The 13,563-nt window shown below is 50.4% G+C and carries 13 protein-coding genes; 7 read left to right on the top strand and 6 right to left on the bottom strand.

Annotated elements, in window-relative coordinates:
- Positions 1-107: 107 nt before the first annotated feature.
- From Pan54_RS07395 to Pan54_RS07380, 4 genes are all read right to left on the bottom strand, one after another.
- Complete coding sequence (locus Pan54_RS07395; RefSeq protein WP_207310073.1) at positions 108-398, bottom strand: molybdopterin converting factor; 291 nt, start codon at positions 396-398, stop codon at positions 108-110.
- 42 nt (positions 399-440) lie between these two features.
- Positions 441-629, bottom strand: a complete 189-nt coding sequence (locus tag Pan54_RS07390; protein ID WP_146502879.1) for a hypothetical protein — start codon at positions 627-629, stop codon at positions 441-443.
- Positions 608-922, bottom strand: a complete 315-nt coding sequence (locus tag Pan54_RS26050; protein WP_207310072.1) for a hypothetical protein — start codon at positions 920-922, stop codon at positions 608-610. Before Pan54_RS26050 ends, Pan54_RS07390 begins: the two co-directional genes overlap by 22 nt.
- Before the next feature lie 94 nt (positions 923-1,016).
- Entirely contained in the window at positions 1,017-1,325 is a 309-nt protein-coding gene (locus Pan54_RS07380; RefSeq protein WP_146502878.1) for a hypothetical protein, read from the bottom strand.
- A 700-nt stretch (positions 1,326-2,025) separates the two neighbouring features.
- Between Pan54_RS07380 and Pan54_RS07375 the strand changes: the two genes are divergently transcribed.
- Together Pan54_RS07375 and Pan54_RS07370 are read left to right on the top strand one after the other, a co-directional pair.
- On the top strand, positions 2,026-3,624 hold the full coding sequence (locus Pan54_RS07375; protein WP_146502877.1) for a type I restriction-modification system subunit M: 1,599 nt from the start codon (positions 2,026-2,028) through the stop codon (positions 3,622-3,624).
- Positions 3,614-4,150 carry a restriction endonuclease subunit S gene (locus Pan54_RS07370; RefSeq protein WP_146502876.1) on the top strand — a complete coding sequence of 179 codons (537 nt, stop codon included), beginning with the start codon at positions 3,614-3,616 and terminating at the stop codon, positions 4,148-4,150. The genes Pan54_RS07375 and Pan54_RS07370 overlap by 11 nt, the downstream gene beginning before the upstream one ends.
- 374 nt (positions 4,151-4,524) lie before the next feature.
- Here the strand turns inward: Pan54_RS07370 and Pan54_RS07365 are convergent, their stop codons facing one another.
- Together Pan54_RS07365 and Pan54_RS07360 are read right to left on the bottom strand one after the other, a co-directional pair.
- Positions 4,525-5,346, bottom strand: coding sequence for a hypothetical protein (locus tag Pan54_RS07365; protein WP_146502875.1), 822 nt, complete (start codon positions 5,344-5,346; stop codon positions 4,525-4,527).
- Positions 5,347-5,494: 148 nt separating this feature from the next.
- Positions 5,495-6,190: a VWA domain-containing protein gene (locus Pan54_RS07360; RefSeq protein ID WP_165441643.1), complete on the bottom strand. Its 696-nt coding sequence runs from the start codon at positions 6,188-6,190 to the stop codon at positions 5,495-5,497.
- A gap of 267 nt (positions 6,191-6,457) precedes the next feature.
- On the opposite strand from Pan54_RS07360, the gene Pan54_RS07355 reads away from it, so the two are divergent.
- From Pan54_RS07355 to Pan54_RS07335, 5 genes are all read left to right on the top strand, one after another.
- Positions 6,458-7,129 (top strand): response regulator transcription factor, encoded by a 672-nt coding sequence (locus tag Pan54_RS07355; RefSeq protein WP_146502873.1) that lies wholly within the window; start codon positions 6,458-6,460, stop codon positions 7,127-7,129.
- On the top strand, positions 7,126-8,559 hold the full coding sequence (locus Pan54_RS07350) for an ATP-binding protein (protein WP_146502872.1): 1,434 nt from the start codon (positions 7,126-7,128) through the stop codon (positions 8,557-8,559). Before Pan54_RS07355 ends, Pan54_RS07350 begins: the two co-directional genes overlap by 4 nt.
- 139 nt (positions 8,560-8,698) lie before the next feature.
- Positions 8,699-10,120: an IS1380 family transposase gene (locus Pan54_RS07345; protein WP_146501587.1), complete on the top strand. Its 1,422-nt coding sequence runs from the start codon at positions 8,699-8,701 to the stop codon at positions 10,118-10,120.
- Positions 10,121-10,593: 473 nt separating this feature from the next.
- The gene (locus tag Pan54_RS07340) at positions 10,594-12,240 is read left to right on the top strand and encodes a TolC family protein (protein WP_165441642.1); all 1,647 of its coding nucleotides are present in this window, start codon (positions 10,594-10,596) and stop codon (positions 12,238-12,240) included.
- Complete coding sequence (locus Pan54_RS07335; RefSeq protein WP_146502870.1) at positions 12,237-13,508, top strand: efflux RND transporter periplasmic adaptor subunit; 1,272 nt, start codon at positions 12,237-12,239, stop codon at positions 13,506-13,508. The genes Pan54_RS07340 and Pan54_RS07335 overlap by 4 nt, the downstream gene beginning before the upstream one ends.
- Positions 13,509-13,563: the final 55 nt, after the last annotated feature.

Below are 13,563 nucleotides of genomic sequence, written 5' to 3'. Positions count from 1 at the left end.
CTATCAAAGAGGTTATTGGGAATTGAAAAAGCCGGGCAGCCAGATTCAAAAAACCTGATCGCCCAGCTAACAAAAACAGGAAGGACTCAGCCCCCTCCCCTGCAAAATCATCGCTCTGCAGGAGCACCCCAAACCGATTCAGTCTTCCGACCCCCATGCGACTGCCCCAAGCACTCCTCGAGTGCCCCTTCGATTTTTGTGGGGGTGAGGGAGACGCGGTCACCTTCCTGGAGGAGGTAGTCTCGGCTGACGGGTTGGCGATTGACGCGGATGAGATAATCGGCAGCGATGCCGTGCTTGAGGCGTTGGTCGACGAACTGGGAGATTGTGGTTTCGGATTCGATGGAAACGTAATCGGCGAAACCGCCGCCGTCATTATTGATATAGAGAATCTTCAAAATAAGCTCCTTGTGTGAAAGTCATGAGTGGTAAAGTGTCTGTCATTTTCGTCGAGGTCGTCGAGTTTGATAACGATTCAGGCGAATGTCGCCGCACTGGATGTTGCCGACCAAGAGCACCGCAAAGGTGATCCCGAAAACGAGATAGGACTGGGACATACCTCCAATAATGCCGGCGATGATCAGCGAACCATGCAGATAGGCGGCATTCAGCTTGTGCCGAGCGGACATGAATCTCCTTGTAGGGTTTGAGTTCGGAGTGACTCCGGTGACATCCAGCAATCCTCGGGCATGGGGTGCCGCAACCGATGAACGCTGACGCCGTGCTGGTGATCGAGTTCATCCCAGTCGAGGATCGGGATGTCGTCATCAATCACATCGGGATACAGCGGCACGAATCCGCGTGAGTGGATCGTGTGAACCGATTCACCAGTCGCCCGAGCGATGGCTCGATCGAGATCACGTTGGCGTAGCGGACATTCGGTTTCTGAGCAGGGATTTAGTAATTGGTTGTGGGTAATCATGAGCGGTCCTTACTTATAAAAGTGCGTAAAAAAACTCCCGCAAAACGGGAGTCAGAAATGGACACGATGGTCCGGAACGAGGTGCGAAATAGGCTCAATAGTCCTCTGGCATTAACACTGTCGTGAGGGAGTAATCCGCTTCAGTAATGACCCAGAACTTGAGCCGATCAGTGGTGTGATAAACCGAGAAGATTCGGCCGCCCGACTCCAGTGCCTGGTCATTGGCCTGTCGGTCCTCGGAACAGCAATCACCCCAGTCACCATTGAGATGACGTTTGAGGGCTCGGAGAACTTCGGAGGGAGGCAACTGGGAGAGAGCGTTGGGGGTGATGACGATTTGACCAGGAGGAAAGTGTAAGCGGCCAGAAGAAGTGAGATCTGCCGAGTTGTTGAAGGCGGTCATGTAACCTTTCTGTTTGAAAAAGAGGTGAATCAGAAACCGGTTCAGAGGGAATCAATTGATCGGTTGGCTGCGGATGTTGAGCAATCGAAGTCGCACTTTGCAATATGAATGGGCCAGAATGGTGAAGGTCAGCAGACCACTGCGGCAGATCTGATTAAGTAAACAGATTCACCGAATTCTTGAAAACTGCTTCGATAACCGTCCCGACATGCTTCCTGAAGATTAATAGACGTCCATCAATCTATGATGACGCGTTTTTGCTGATTGTTTAGCGTTAAGTCAGCTGGCCATAGTCAAACTGCACTTCAGATATTCTCGATCATTTTACTGAGTCATCTTCTTGCGTTTGTGAAGTGGAAGTTGGCTCTTTTGTTAGTTTCGAATCCTGCCTTCTCGACGGCGAAGGTTCTTTATGAATTTCTTTGTCTGACCCTTCCCCGTGGGAGCAAGCGTAATGGTCGGCATAGGCGTGGCAACCCGAAAAACGTTTTCTCACTGGACGACCTGGCTTGTGAACATTGAATGGTTCGCATCGTGGTGCCCCAAATACACTTCTGCTGAGCCCTGTCTGTCGAGCATCAGCGGAATGTGTTTACCACGGCCCGGTACTCCCTACGAGGATGGATTTTCGTGGATTTTATGGCTAGACTGTCCACCTTTGTCCATCTAAACCACGTCCATAGAATTGATATCTCAGCAAATGGCCAAGAAGAAAGCCGCTCCCAAAAAGAAGGCTGCCCCCAAGAAGAACGTCAGCTTCGAAGAATCGCTATGGGATTCGGCCAATCGCCTCCGCGGCAGTGTCGAATCGTCGGAATACAAGCACGTGGTGCTGAGTCTGATCTTTCTGAAGTTTGTGTCCGATAAATTCGAAGAACGCAAAGCCGCTCTGATCGCTGAGGGTAAGCAGGACTACACCGACATGGTGGAGTTCTACACCATGCAGAACGTGTTCTACCTGCCGGAAACATCTCGCTGGAGCCACATCCAGCAGCACGCGAAGCAGGACGACATTGCCATCAAGATCGATTCGGCTTTGACTCAGGTCGAAAAAAGCAACGTGTCGCTGAAAGGGGCGTTGCCGGACAATTATTTTTCCCGGCTCGGTCTGGACGGCAGCAAGCTGTCAGCATTGATTGATGCCATCAACAACATCGATACGGTGGCAGATAAAGAAGAAGACGTTGTTGGTCGTGTTTATGAGTATTTTCTGGGCAAGTTTGCGGCTTCCGAAGGGAAGCTGGGCGGCGAGTTTTATACGCCGAAGTGCATCGTGAATCTGATTGCGGAAATGATCGAACCGTACAAAGGTAAGATCTACGATCCGTGCTGCGGTTCGGGCGGAATGTTCGTGCAGTCGTTGAAGTTCGTGCAATCTCATCACGGCAATACCAAAGACATTTCTGTTTACGGTCAGGAATTCACGGCCACCACCTACAAGCTGGCCAAGATGAATCTGGCCGTGCGAGGGCTTTCAGCCAATCTGGGGGAAGTGCCAGCGGATACGTTTTTCAAAGATCAGCATCAGGATCTGAAGGCTGATTACATCATGGCCAATCCGCCGTTCAACCAGAAAGACTGGCGAGCAGCCGATGAACTGACCAGTGATTCTCGCTGGGATGGATACGAAACACCGCCGACGGGGAATGCCAACTACGCATGGATTATGCACATGGTGTCAAAGTTGTCCGCCAATGGTGTGGCAGGGTTTGTTCTGGCCAATGGTTCGATGTCCACGAATACCACGGGCGAAGGAGCCATCCGTCAGAAGCTGGTGGAGAATGATCTGGTCGACTGCATGATCGCGTTGCCGGGGCAGTTGTTTTACACAACACAGATTCCCGTCTGCTTGTGGTTCCTGAGCAAATCCAAGAAGGCAAACAAGCAGCGGGGTTATCGGAACCGCGAAGGAGAAACGCTGTTCATTGATGCTCGGCAGATTGGTTCGATGATCAGCCGCACTCAGAAGGAACTCAGCGAAGAAGATATCGCTCACATTGCCGACACGTATCACAATTGGCGAAGCGACAAGTTCAAACCTGAAGCGGAAGCGAGTGACTCGGTTTACAGCGATGAGCCCGGCTATTGCAAATCCGCGACTCTGGAAGAGATCCGCAAACACGATTTTGTATTGACGCCCGGTCGCTACGTCGGTGCGGCAGCGTTGGAAGACGATGGCATTCCGTTTGAAACCAAAATGGCCGAGATGACTAAGACGCTTTACCAGCAGATGGAAGAGTCGGCGAAGCTGGATGAAGTGATTCGCAAGAATCTGGAGGTCTTGGGTTATGGGCAGTAACACAAATGGCTGGCAGGAAGGCACGATTTCCGACATATGTGACGACATTTACGATGGGCCACACGCGACGCCGCAGAAAATCGACGAAGGGCCGGTTTTCCTTAGCATTTCATCTCTAGTTAATGGTCGGATTGTTCTCTCGGAATCTGCACATCTTAGTGAAAAAGATTTTGTTAAATGGACTCGTCGGATCACACCACAACACGAAGATTTAGTCTTCTCCTACGAGACGCGACTTGGGGAGGCAGCACTAATTCCTCTAGGACTACGCTGCTGCCTTGGCCGACGGATGGCATTGATTCGGCCTCATCGGGAAAAACTCGATCCGAAGTATTTCCTCTATTACTTCTTAAGTCCCGTGCTGCAGAATGAGATCGAGCGATACACGATTCATGGTACTACGGTCGAGCGATTGGCACTGGCTGACATTCGTAAATTCAGAGTTATTATTCCTGGTCAGGCAGAATGTATGTTAGTGGCAACCGCCGCCACGACAGCTTCGGCAGCTGTTACAGCTGCGGCATGAGCGACAGCAGCGGCCTTGTGGGGCTTGTTTGTCAGATCGCAATTTGCTGACTTCTTTGACCAGTTTGATTCCCGTTGTTTTTGTGAAAGTATTCATCGTTCGTTTCGCTTTCGTGGTGGACTGAATAAGTGAGTTTGTTTTGACATTCCATCATGTCTCATACTCTTACAGCGAAAGAGGAACGGTTGCGGGGACAGCATCTTCCCCATTTTTTGAGAAATTTCAGGATTCTGGACGATTTCCGTCTTAGTCAGTCGCCATTTTGCGATCGGTTCCACTGGTTCGATGCGTTTTATCACGCGTGTCATCAGAGTTTGTACTCGTTTTTATACGGATAGATATCTATCGACTGTTCTTTGAATCGGTTTAAGTGCTCAGTAAATTCTCACTTCACATTCATTTGAATGTGATTGCCTCTGAATTAATGTGCAAGTCTCGCACAATTCGTCAGCAGGATTCCATTTCACGAAGTTGCGATATGAAGTAAGTAAATTTCGCTTTCCAAGAAATGGTCGTGGAGGATTCTGCAATTGCTCAATAATCATATCGGTAGCCATGTTAGTTTTCTGAGCAAGCCTTTGAACTGCTACCTCATCAAAAGTTGACTCGAAATGAAGCGAGCTGATGATCCCATCGAGAAGTGGTTTAATCACCGAAGCGAGATTCAGGATTAGTTTCGGAGTGTATAGGGTAATAGAGATTTCGAAAGGACCATCGATCACAATATTCGACATCAAGTCGCTTTCAAAAGTCTGCTGCCAGATTTCATGAGGTTTTGTGCCAGAAGAAAGCTTACGTAGTGGAAATTCAAACCGAATGATCTCTGTTCCTGAACTGTCATCAGGAACGTCGATCAATTGATACATATGATGGTAAAGAAAGGATTCTCCGGATGGAGCATTCGGAGGAAGGCCGCGAATTCGTTTGAAACCGATTCCATGCCGAGCGTGAACAGAAAACGCTCCTGAGCCGACGTTGTAGATAAGTACATTTTCAACATCAAAGAACCGCTCATCCAATGTAGACAAGGTCGCCATGATCATTCGCTGGGGACATGCCTGTAATTCTCGTAACTTTTGTTGGAGCTCCGCTCTTGCATCTGCAAGCCATAAAGTTGGTTCAAAAGGCAGTCTTTTATTGATCCAGAGTTGAACCGATTCATCCATCGCTTCGATTATGTAATTGTTTGATTTCATAGATCAGAAAATCGCTCGGAAAAAGTTTCTCATGTTTCTCATGGCCAGGTGTCATGGCAAAATCCAGTCCAACCCGGATTGGGTAACCCGAGTTTCTACCGGAAATTCAGCCTCGATCCCCTGCTGTGCTGGGTCAGATTGACGGGGCTTACTTTCGCCTGCTTTTTCGTTTCGGCTTTTCGGTCGGTTCACCCATCGCCTTTTTTCGATCGGTTTCATCAAAAGAGATGGGAGCCATATCTCGACCGGCGGCCCGGCTCTCCCGCATGCTGGTCACTTTCTGTTTCATCACACTCATCGTGCCTGCCAGACCTTGTTCAGAGGCTCCAAATGTCATGGCCTGGCCCGCTCCAATACCGAATTGGGAAGCGGTGGCGATGGCATCCTGATTCGCGGCCAGGAAGAGGAATTGCCAGCTGTATTTCTCCCTCTGCTCAGTGATCATCTCATTGATTCTGTGCAGGTTGTACTCGCTGCTGGAGTTTTCTGCTCCGTCGGTCAGCGTAACAAATAAAACCGTACCAGGACGCTCGGCTTCCGGCATGGCGGCTAATCGCTGGCCGGTTCGCACAATCGTCTGCCCCATCGCATCAAGCAAGGCTGTACTGCCCCGGGGGACAAAAGTTTCAGCGGTCAGTTCAGAAACCTGTTCAATCGGTATCGCTTCGTAAAGCACATCGTATTCATTGTCGAATTGCACAAGCGACATTGTGGCCTGTCCCTCGACCTCGATTTGTGAAGAAACAAATTCATTGAAAGCTGTGATGGTGGACTCTTTGACCGATTCCATCGAACCGGAACGATCTAGAACCAGGGTAATATCAGTCAGATCAGTATGAGTCATCGCATTTCTCCTGTTAGATGGGTTATTCACTCTAAATGCATACGATTTACAACTATGCCTGCATGCCGGCCTTACTACTGATCTATAGAAAGTACCTGCACCCACTGAATCTTTAGTACCAAAACTCGAATCCAGCTTTTCTGCTGTCATATTAGAAAATGAATTCTCATCATGTTCTCATATTTTGTTTATACCATATTCTGATGTTTAAACTGGGGTTTTGTAAAACTCCAAAACAAAATGTTAAGTCAGAGAAAGAGTCTCACCGTGCGTGTGTTAGTCGTTGAAGACTATGAACCTGTTCGTAGTTCTGTTGTGCAGGCATTGGCTGAGGAAGGCTTTGCGGTTGATTCTGCCGAGAATGGTCGCGATGGATTATGGCTGGCTCAATCGGGAGATTACAATGTGATTGTACTCGATATCATGTTGCCCGATACCAGCGGGATTGAGATTCTTCAAACACTCCGGAATGCTCAGCAGCAGGTTCCCGTACTATTATTGACGGCTTTAGGAGCAGTTGATGAACGCATTCGTGGTTTGAATATCGGAGCTGATGATTATCTGATCAAACCGTTTGCTCTTGCGGAATTATTGGCACGCGTCAAGGCACTGGTTCGTCGCAGTTACGGAGATGGAACCACAATCATTCAGGTGCGTGATCTGCAAATTGACACGAACGCGAGGACAGTCTCACGAAATGATGCAGTCATCGAATTAACGGCTCGGGAGTATAACCTGCTCGAATACTTTGCCAGACGTCGTGGTCAGGTCGTGACCCGTTCGGATGTCTGGCAAAGTCTGTATGATATGCAAAGTGAATCATCCAGTAATGTGGTTGATGTGTACGTTGGCTACCTCCGTAAGAAATTAGACACTCCGGGACAACCATCCTTGATACAAACTCGTCGCGGACTCGGATATGTGCTGGAGGCGGAATGAATATGAGCCGCTCTCTGCATGGCCGATTGATTGTTTTTGTCGGCTTGACTGTCATTACATTATTCACCATCAGCGGAGTAACCGTTTCGGCTTTTCTCGAAAGTACGCTCTGGTCGGAATTCGATGCATCTCAACATAGTCGTGCGTTAATGCTCAGCCAGCTGATCGAACAAGACCACGACGGACTCATCTACGAATGGCGAGAAGGAACAGTTGCAGCCGTGCCACTGGCCCGCGAAAGTGAAGCCCTCACTCTCTGGAAAAGGGGACATATCGAACATGTCTATCCAGAAAATGCGACACCCATTCAACCGGGCTTTGATCAATCACTCCACATGTTTAATACTCGACTCGACAACGGGGAATCTGCCCGAGTCGTAAGGCTCACTTTTCAGCCACGGTTAGATCATTTGCGAGTTGAACGGGAAGAGATCGAACGGGATCTGCGGGAAGGGATACCTTCCGCTCAGGTCACATTGTTATTTGCACGCTCCACCGTTGGGATTGAAACCACCATCCAGAAAATGCGATTAACCCTCTGCGGTGTCGGGATCATCGGCTTGATTGTAACGCTGCTTGCAACTGGAATTGCCGTCAATTATGGACTGCGACCACTCGATCATACCGCTCAACAGATCTCAACTCTTAATATCGAGACACTCTCAGAACGACTCGAGAATGAGGCAGAACAACCTCGTGAATTGCAACCATTGATTCACACGATCAACCAGTTACTGGATCGGTTGGAAGCCACATTCGAACGAGAACGGGCCTTCTCGGCTGATGTCGCCCACGAACTTCGAACTCCACTGGCTGGACTACGTGCCAAATCGGAAGTGGCCCTCTCCAAACCCCGCAGTTCCGAACAATACCAGGAAACAATTCAACAATGTCTGCTCATTACCGAACAGGCAACCGCCATCGTCGAGAGTCTGCTTGCCACAACTCAGCAGTCGATTTCTGAAATTCGCAAGCAAGAGATCGATATTAACAATCTACTGACAGACATCGTGAGGGAATACCAGAAAGTTATCGATAAACGAGAGTTGACCGTATTGTGGAACACTTCCTCATGCGAGACCGTTTCAGCCGACCCGAATATGCTCACTATTTTATTTCGAAACCTGATCGACAACGCCGTCAGCTATGCTGATGCCGGGACGACGATCACAATTGAGGCCGTCGCTAATCAACAAGAGTTAACTATTGAAGTGAGTAACACGGCTCAGGATTTTTCGTCGAAGGATATCGATCGAGTTTTCGAACGCTTCTGGAGAGCCGACACAGCCCGAGCGGCAACCGGGCTTCATAGCGGACTGGGACTGTCGCTCTGTCGGCGATTGGTCGAATCACTAGGCGGTAAGATTGAAGCTTCGTATTTTGATCACGTTTTTTCCATTCGGCTCAAACGAACATATTCGGCACAATGAGCCGGATGATTTTTTAATTCAAAGTCTTTTTTATGAGCCTAGCCCGGATTTCTCACCCGGGGGTGGAAAAAGGCTGCCTGGTTTGGGATAAGTTGTTTTCTCACAACAGCTTTCACCCCAAACGACAGGCAGCCTTCTCATGACACAGTGTTCCACAAAGTCCCTCACTTTTCAACCCCACCAGCGTCGCGAAGTCGTGGCCAATTTTGATGGTCTGATGATCACCTCCGATGCGGGCGGGCTCTTGCTGCGGGAACTCGATAACAAGCTGAAGTTGACTTCACGGGTCGCTGGTTGTTTTAGCGATCATCGCGATTTCGATTATATTGAGCACTCCGTGCTCGAACTGGTCAGGCAGCGTATTTTTGCGTTAACGCTCGGCTATGAAGACCTCAATGATCATGACCGCCTGCGGGATGACCCGTTGCTCGCGCTGCTGGCCGGCAAAGACGATCTGACCGGACAACAGCGGGCGCGGGAACGTGATCGCGGGCATGCTCTGGCCGGCAAAAGCACGCTCAATCGACTCGAGTTGACTCCCCCCGGAGCCAGCCCGGAGAGCCGCTACAAAAAGATCACGGCCAACTGCAGCGACTTCTCACGCTTGTTCGTGGATCTGTTTCTCGACGCTCACCAGAGGCCGCCCGAAGAAATCATTCTCGATTTCGACGCCACCGATGATCCACTGCACGGACATCAACTCGGGCGATTCTTTCACGGTTATTACAAGCAGTACTGCTATCTGCCGCTGTATATTTTCTGTGGCGAGCACCTGCTGTGTGCGCAGCTCCGACCGGCCGATATCGATGCCAGTCTGGGGACAGTGGAACAGTTGCAGCGGATTGTGCCGTTGATTCGCCAGCGCTGGCCGGAGGTGCGAATCGTGATTCGCGGCGACAGCGGATTTTGTCGCGAGCCGATCATGCAGTGGTGCGAAAAGAACGAAGTCCAATACATTTTGGGGCTGGCCAAAAACGAGCGACTCAAGGAAATGATTGAGGCTCAGCGGGTGGCCGCCAAGCTCTTTTTTGACGACACGAAACAAGCCGCTCGCCTGTTCGCTGACCTGCGGTACCGGACGTTGAAAAGTTGGAGTTGCCAGCGGCGGGTTGTCGCCAAGGCCGAGCATCTCTCGAAAGGCGAGAACCCGCGGTTTGTGGTGACGAATCTGACAGAAGACCAGGCCGATGCCCGGACGCTGTATGAAGATCTGTATTGTCAGCGCGGCGAGATGGAAAACCGGATCAAGGAACAGCAGTTGTGTCTGTTCGCCGACCGGACGAGTTGTGCGACCATGCGGGCCAATCAACTGCGGTTGTGGTTTTCTTCGGTGGCCTATGTGCTGCTGGCGGCTCTGCGACGTCACGGCTTACAGGGAACCGATCACGCAAAGGCCCGCTGCGATACGATTCGCGTGAAGCTGCTCAAGATCGGGGCACAGGTGCGGGTGACGTGCCGGAAGGTGTGGCTGTCACTGTCGGAAGCATACCCGTATCGCGAGTTGTTCGGCCAGGTCTGGCAAAACCTGCAAGACCTCCCGCCGCGGCCTGTCCCTGGATGAGCCCAATCAGCTTCGAAAGAGTCCACCACAGCGCCCACCGCGCTCGCGGTACGCGCCGAACTGACAAAAACGGCCTGAAATCCGACCTGGCACCAAAAAAACACCTCTCGACACCCCCTCCACGCTCCCAATCCCCACCCACCAAACCAAATTCCCGCCCCGCAAGCCCCCGGGAGAAGAAATGAGAAACCGGGTGAGAAATGCGGGCTAGAGCCGTAGTTGAAAAACGGCCTGTCATTCGCAAGTTTCATAAACTTTAGCGATTCTCATCTGGCTCTCATGAAGCGTCACTACAATCGTTACTGGTGACGAATGAATCGAAAAGAACGGTTCGTTTCCGGACTCTGATCGTGCCGAAATTGCCAGTTTGACCGATGAAATGGAATGTCCCGAGAAGTTCATGTCCAATGATCTTCCAGACTATCCATCCTAATCGGCAGAACCGGCAAAGTTTGACAGCGAGGAGTCCAGCGATGGTCGCCAGCCCTACCAGTAAATTATTCAAGCTGTTACCAGACTTACAGCAACATTTTCGAAACCATCATTCTCAAATAAAAAACTGTCTCGTGGTGATTCTGATTATCTCCGGATGCAAATCACCGCCATCGACAGCGAATCGGGGTTATGTAGATATGGAGTTGCAGCATCGGACGTTCCATGATGTCGCTCCCCACTCCTGTCCAGGCGAAATCTCGATTCCGCCCTGTGTGGTTCTTGAAGATGGACTGAGTGAAGAAGAAGCCGTTGCTCTGGCACTATGGAATAACCGGACATTTCTCTCCACGCTTTCCAATCTTGGAATTGCTCGAGGAGATCTTGTGCAGGCAGGATTATTAACGAATCCGCAGCTCAACCTGTTGTTTCCTCCTATCGGATCCAAACAACTGGAGTGGACTCTATACATGCCGATTGAGGCATTGATTCTCCGCAAGCAACGCGTTGCAATCGCCGAGCAAGATTTCCAGCGGATCGCTAATGATTTGGTACAGAGTGGATTGAATGTCGCTCGCGATGCCCGAGTCGCCTATGCCGACTTTCAGTTTGCGGTCAATCGATACGCTCTGGCTCAAGAAGCGGTCGATGTACGGCAGGGTATTGCCAACCTCGCAGAGAAGAGACTCGAGGGAGGAGATATCGGAGAACTGGAAGCCATCACCACCCGAATCGATGCCAATCGAACCCGAGCCGAGGCGGCTGGTCTGGAACAGGCGGTTCAAATTGCTGAAGCGACCCTGAAAAATGTTATGGGTATTGCGATGCTGGAGACACCATTGTATCCAGTCAGCGAACCGATTCCAGACACGACCGAACTCTCTGTGGATGAACTCGTTTCGGAAGCCCTGATGATCCGACCGGACATTAAAGCTGCACGAATCGCAGTTCAAGCTGCCAGCCATCGCGTTGAACTGGCAAAACGATCGTTCCTGCGAATTGACGCCGTTGCCGATGGAAACAGCGGCGGAGCCGGGCCGACGAATTCAGGACCGGGACTGCGTTTTGAAATCCCGATTTTCAATCGCAATCAGGGTCTCATTATCCGCTCGGAATGGACGGTGGATCAGGCGAATCACAATTATCAGTCGATTCGGGATCAAGTGGTCACGGACGTGAAAGTCGCTTTTGGTGGTTTGCAACAGGCCCAGTCAAACCTGAATTACCTGCAGAGCGATGTTCTGCCTGAACTCAAAGAATCGATGACTTTGGCGGAGAAATCTTATCGCGGTGGGGGAACAGATTATTTTCTGGTGCTCCAGTCATCGAGTCAGTATATCGACTCACAAATTCGTCTGCTGGAATTGACAGCTGCCAGCAGAAAAGCGATCGCGGAACTGGACCGAAGTGTTGGAAGGCGGATTGTGTGTCCGTACCCTGAAACGATTTCTTATCCCAAGAATGATGATAAACAATTAGAGAATCCTGTTCCTGGCCTGTTAATGCCGGAATCCGCCGAGGCTTTCAATCCAGGGACAATAGGCGGCTCATTGCGAGTTGTCGCAAAGCCATTGAGTCCCAGAGCTGATCAGAAGCCAAAACAGCAGATACAACCTGCTGCGTATTTTTCCAATTCGTTTTCCATTAAACCATCGAAAACTGCTGAATTACAACAGAATCTGAGATGAACATGCTGCAATATTGTTTGTTATTGTTGATCGGTCTGGAACTCTTCGCAATCTCTGGTTGCCAGAATAAATCGGACCATCAATCCAAATCTGAAAAAAAGTCTCCTGCAAAAGTATCCGCAATTCCACAGGAAGCGAATCTGACGGAAGTGGAACTGACTGAACAGGCCGTGCAAAGGCTGGGGATTACCACTGCCCCGGTTGAGAAGCAAATGGTGGGTCAGGTTCGCTCGCTCGGAGGGGAAGTCACTCTTCCGCCCGGGGAATTGGCTGTCGTTGTGGCTCCTGTAGCGGGGACTGTTCAGCTCCCGACTGAAAGTACGCTCCCAAAACCCGGAAGTTCCGTCAAACGAGGACGGCCCATCTTCCGCTTCGTTCCGTTGATTTCTCCAGAACGACTTGTCCCGACACCAGCAGAGAGAGCTCAAATTGCCAACGCGAAAGCGAATCTGATCTCCTTACAGATGACCGCCGATGGAGATATGCAGCAGTTTCAGGAACAAGTAACCGCTGCTCAAATTGCCCTGAATCGAGCAGAGCAACTTCTGAGTGATCGCGTCGGCAGCGAGAGAGCCGTCGATGATGCGAAAGCTCAACTGGCGTTGGCAGAAGCAGGTCTGAAAGTGGCGAAAGAACGTAAGCAGGTGCTGGATCGCCTTACTTCGGATGTCGAAAAAGAATCGGCCACTCCAATTGATATCGACTCGCCATTGGATGGAATTGTTCGCAGTCTTCCGGTCACTTTAGGTCAGACGGTCTCGGCTGGAACTACATTATTCGAAATTGTGAATCTCGAAGAACTGTGGATCCGGGTTCCTGTTTATGTAGGGCTACTCAATGAACTGAAAACAGACGAACCAGTCACGATTAAGATTTTTGGAGACAATCCCGCTGACACAACACTGACAGCAACTCCTATAGCTGCTCCGCCAGCAGCCGATCCTCTCTCGTCTACCGCGGATGTTTATTACAGCATCTCGAACACAAATAGTCGATTCCGTCCGGGGGAGCGTGTCTCCGTTTCGATTCCAACTCTCTCAGAGGCAGAGTCGCTGGTCATTCCTGTCAATGCTTTGCTGTATGACATGTATGGTGGCACGTGGGTTTATACCAGAATTGACGAGCATCATTTTCGCCGGACACGCGTGAATGTCAGACGCACCACTCAGGATTTAGCCATCCTGGAAAGCGGTCCCCCTGTCGGCACAGAGGTTGTCGTCGACGGAGTCGCAGAGCTGTTCGGAACCGAATTCGGAACAGGAAAGTAGTGGTTCATCTCTGATGAAAACAGAATTCATCTACCACATTTGGCAAGCAAATTAC

This window comes from Rubinisphaera italica (assembly GCF_007859715.1).
In the GTDB taxonomy this organism is placed as follows: domain Bacteria; phylum Planctomycetota; class Planctomycetia; order Planctomycetales; family Planctomycetaceae; genus Rubinisphaera; species Rubinisphaera italica.
The sequence above is the reverse complement of the archived record's forward strand: the minus strand, read 5'-3'. Positions and strand labels throughout refer to the sequence as shown.

Excerpts from the sequence above, each read along its gene's own strand:
- Pan54_RS07365 (WP_146502875.1), bottom strand. The coding sequence starts at position 5,346 with ATGAAATCAAACAATTACATAATCGAAGCGATGGATGAATCGGTTCAA.
- Pan54_RS07360 (WP_165441643.1), bottom strand. The coding sequence starts at position 6,190 with ATGACTCATACTGATCTGACTGATATTACCCTGGTTCTAGATCGTTCC.
- Pan54_RS07380 (WP_146502878.1), bottom strand. The coding sequence starts at position 1,325 with ATGACCGCCTTCAACAACTCGGCAGATCTCACTTCTTCTGGCCGCTTA.
- Pan54_RS07335 (WP_146502870.1), top strand. The coding sequence starts at position 12,237 with ATGAACATGCTGCAATATTGTTTGTTATTGTTGATCGGTCTGGAACTC.
- Pan54_RS07350 (WP_146502872.1), top strand. The coding sequence starts at position 7,126 with ATGAATATGAGCCGCTCTCTGCATGGCCGATTGATTGTTTTTGTCGGC.
- Pan54_RS07390 (WP_146502879.1), bottom strand. The coding sequence starts at position 629 with ATGTCCGCTCGGCACAAGCTGAATGCCGCCTATCTGCATGGTTCGCTG.
- Pan54_RS26050 (WP_207310072.1), bottom strand. The coding sequence starts at position 922 with ATGATTACCCACAACCAATTACTAAATCCCTGCTCAGAAACCGAATGT.
- Pan54_RS07375 (WP_146502877.1), top strand. The coding sequence starts at position 2,026 with ATGGCCAAGAAGAAAGCCGCTCCCAAAAAGAAGGCTGCCCCCAAGAAG.
- Pan54_RS07370 (WP_146502876.1), top strand. The coding sequence starts at position 3,614 with ATGGGCAGTAACACAAATGGCTGGCAGGAAGGCACGATTTCCGACATA.
- Pan54_RS07345 (WP_146501587.1), top strand. The coding sequence starts at position 8,699 with ATGACACAGTGTTCCACAAAGTCCCTCACTTTTCAACCCCACCAGCGT.
- Pan54_RS07340 (WP_165441642.1), top strand. The coding sequence starts at position 10,594 with ATGGTCGCCAGCCCTACCAGTAAATTATTCAAGCTGTTACCAGACTTA.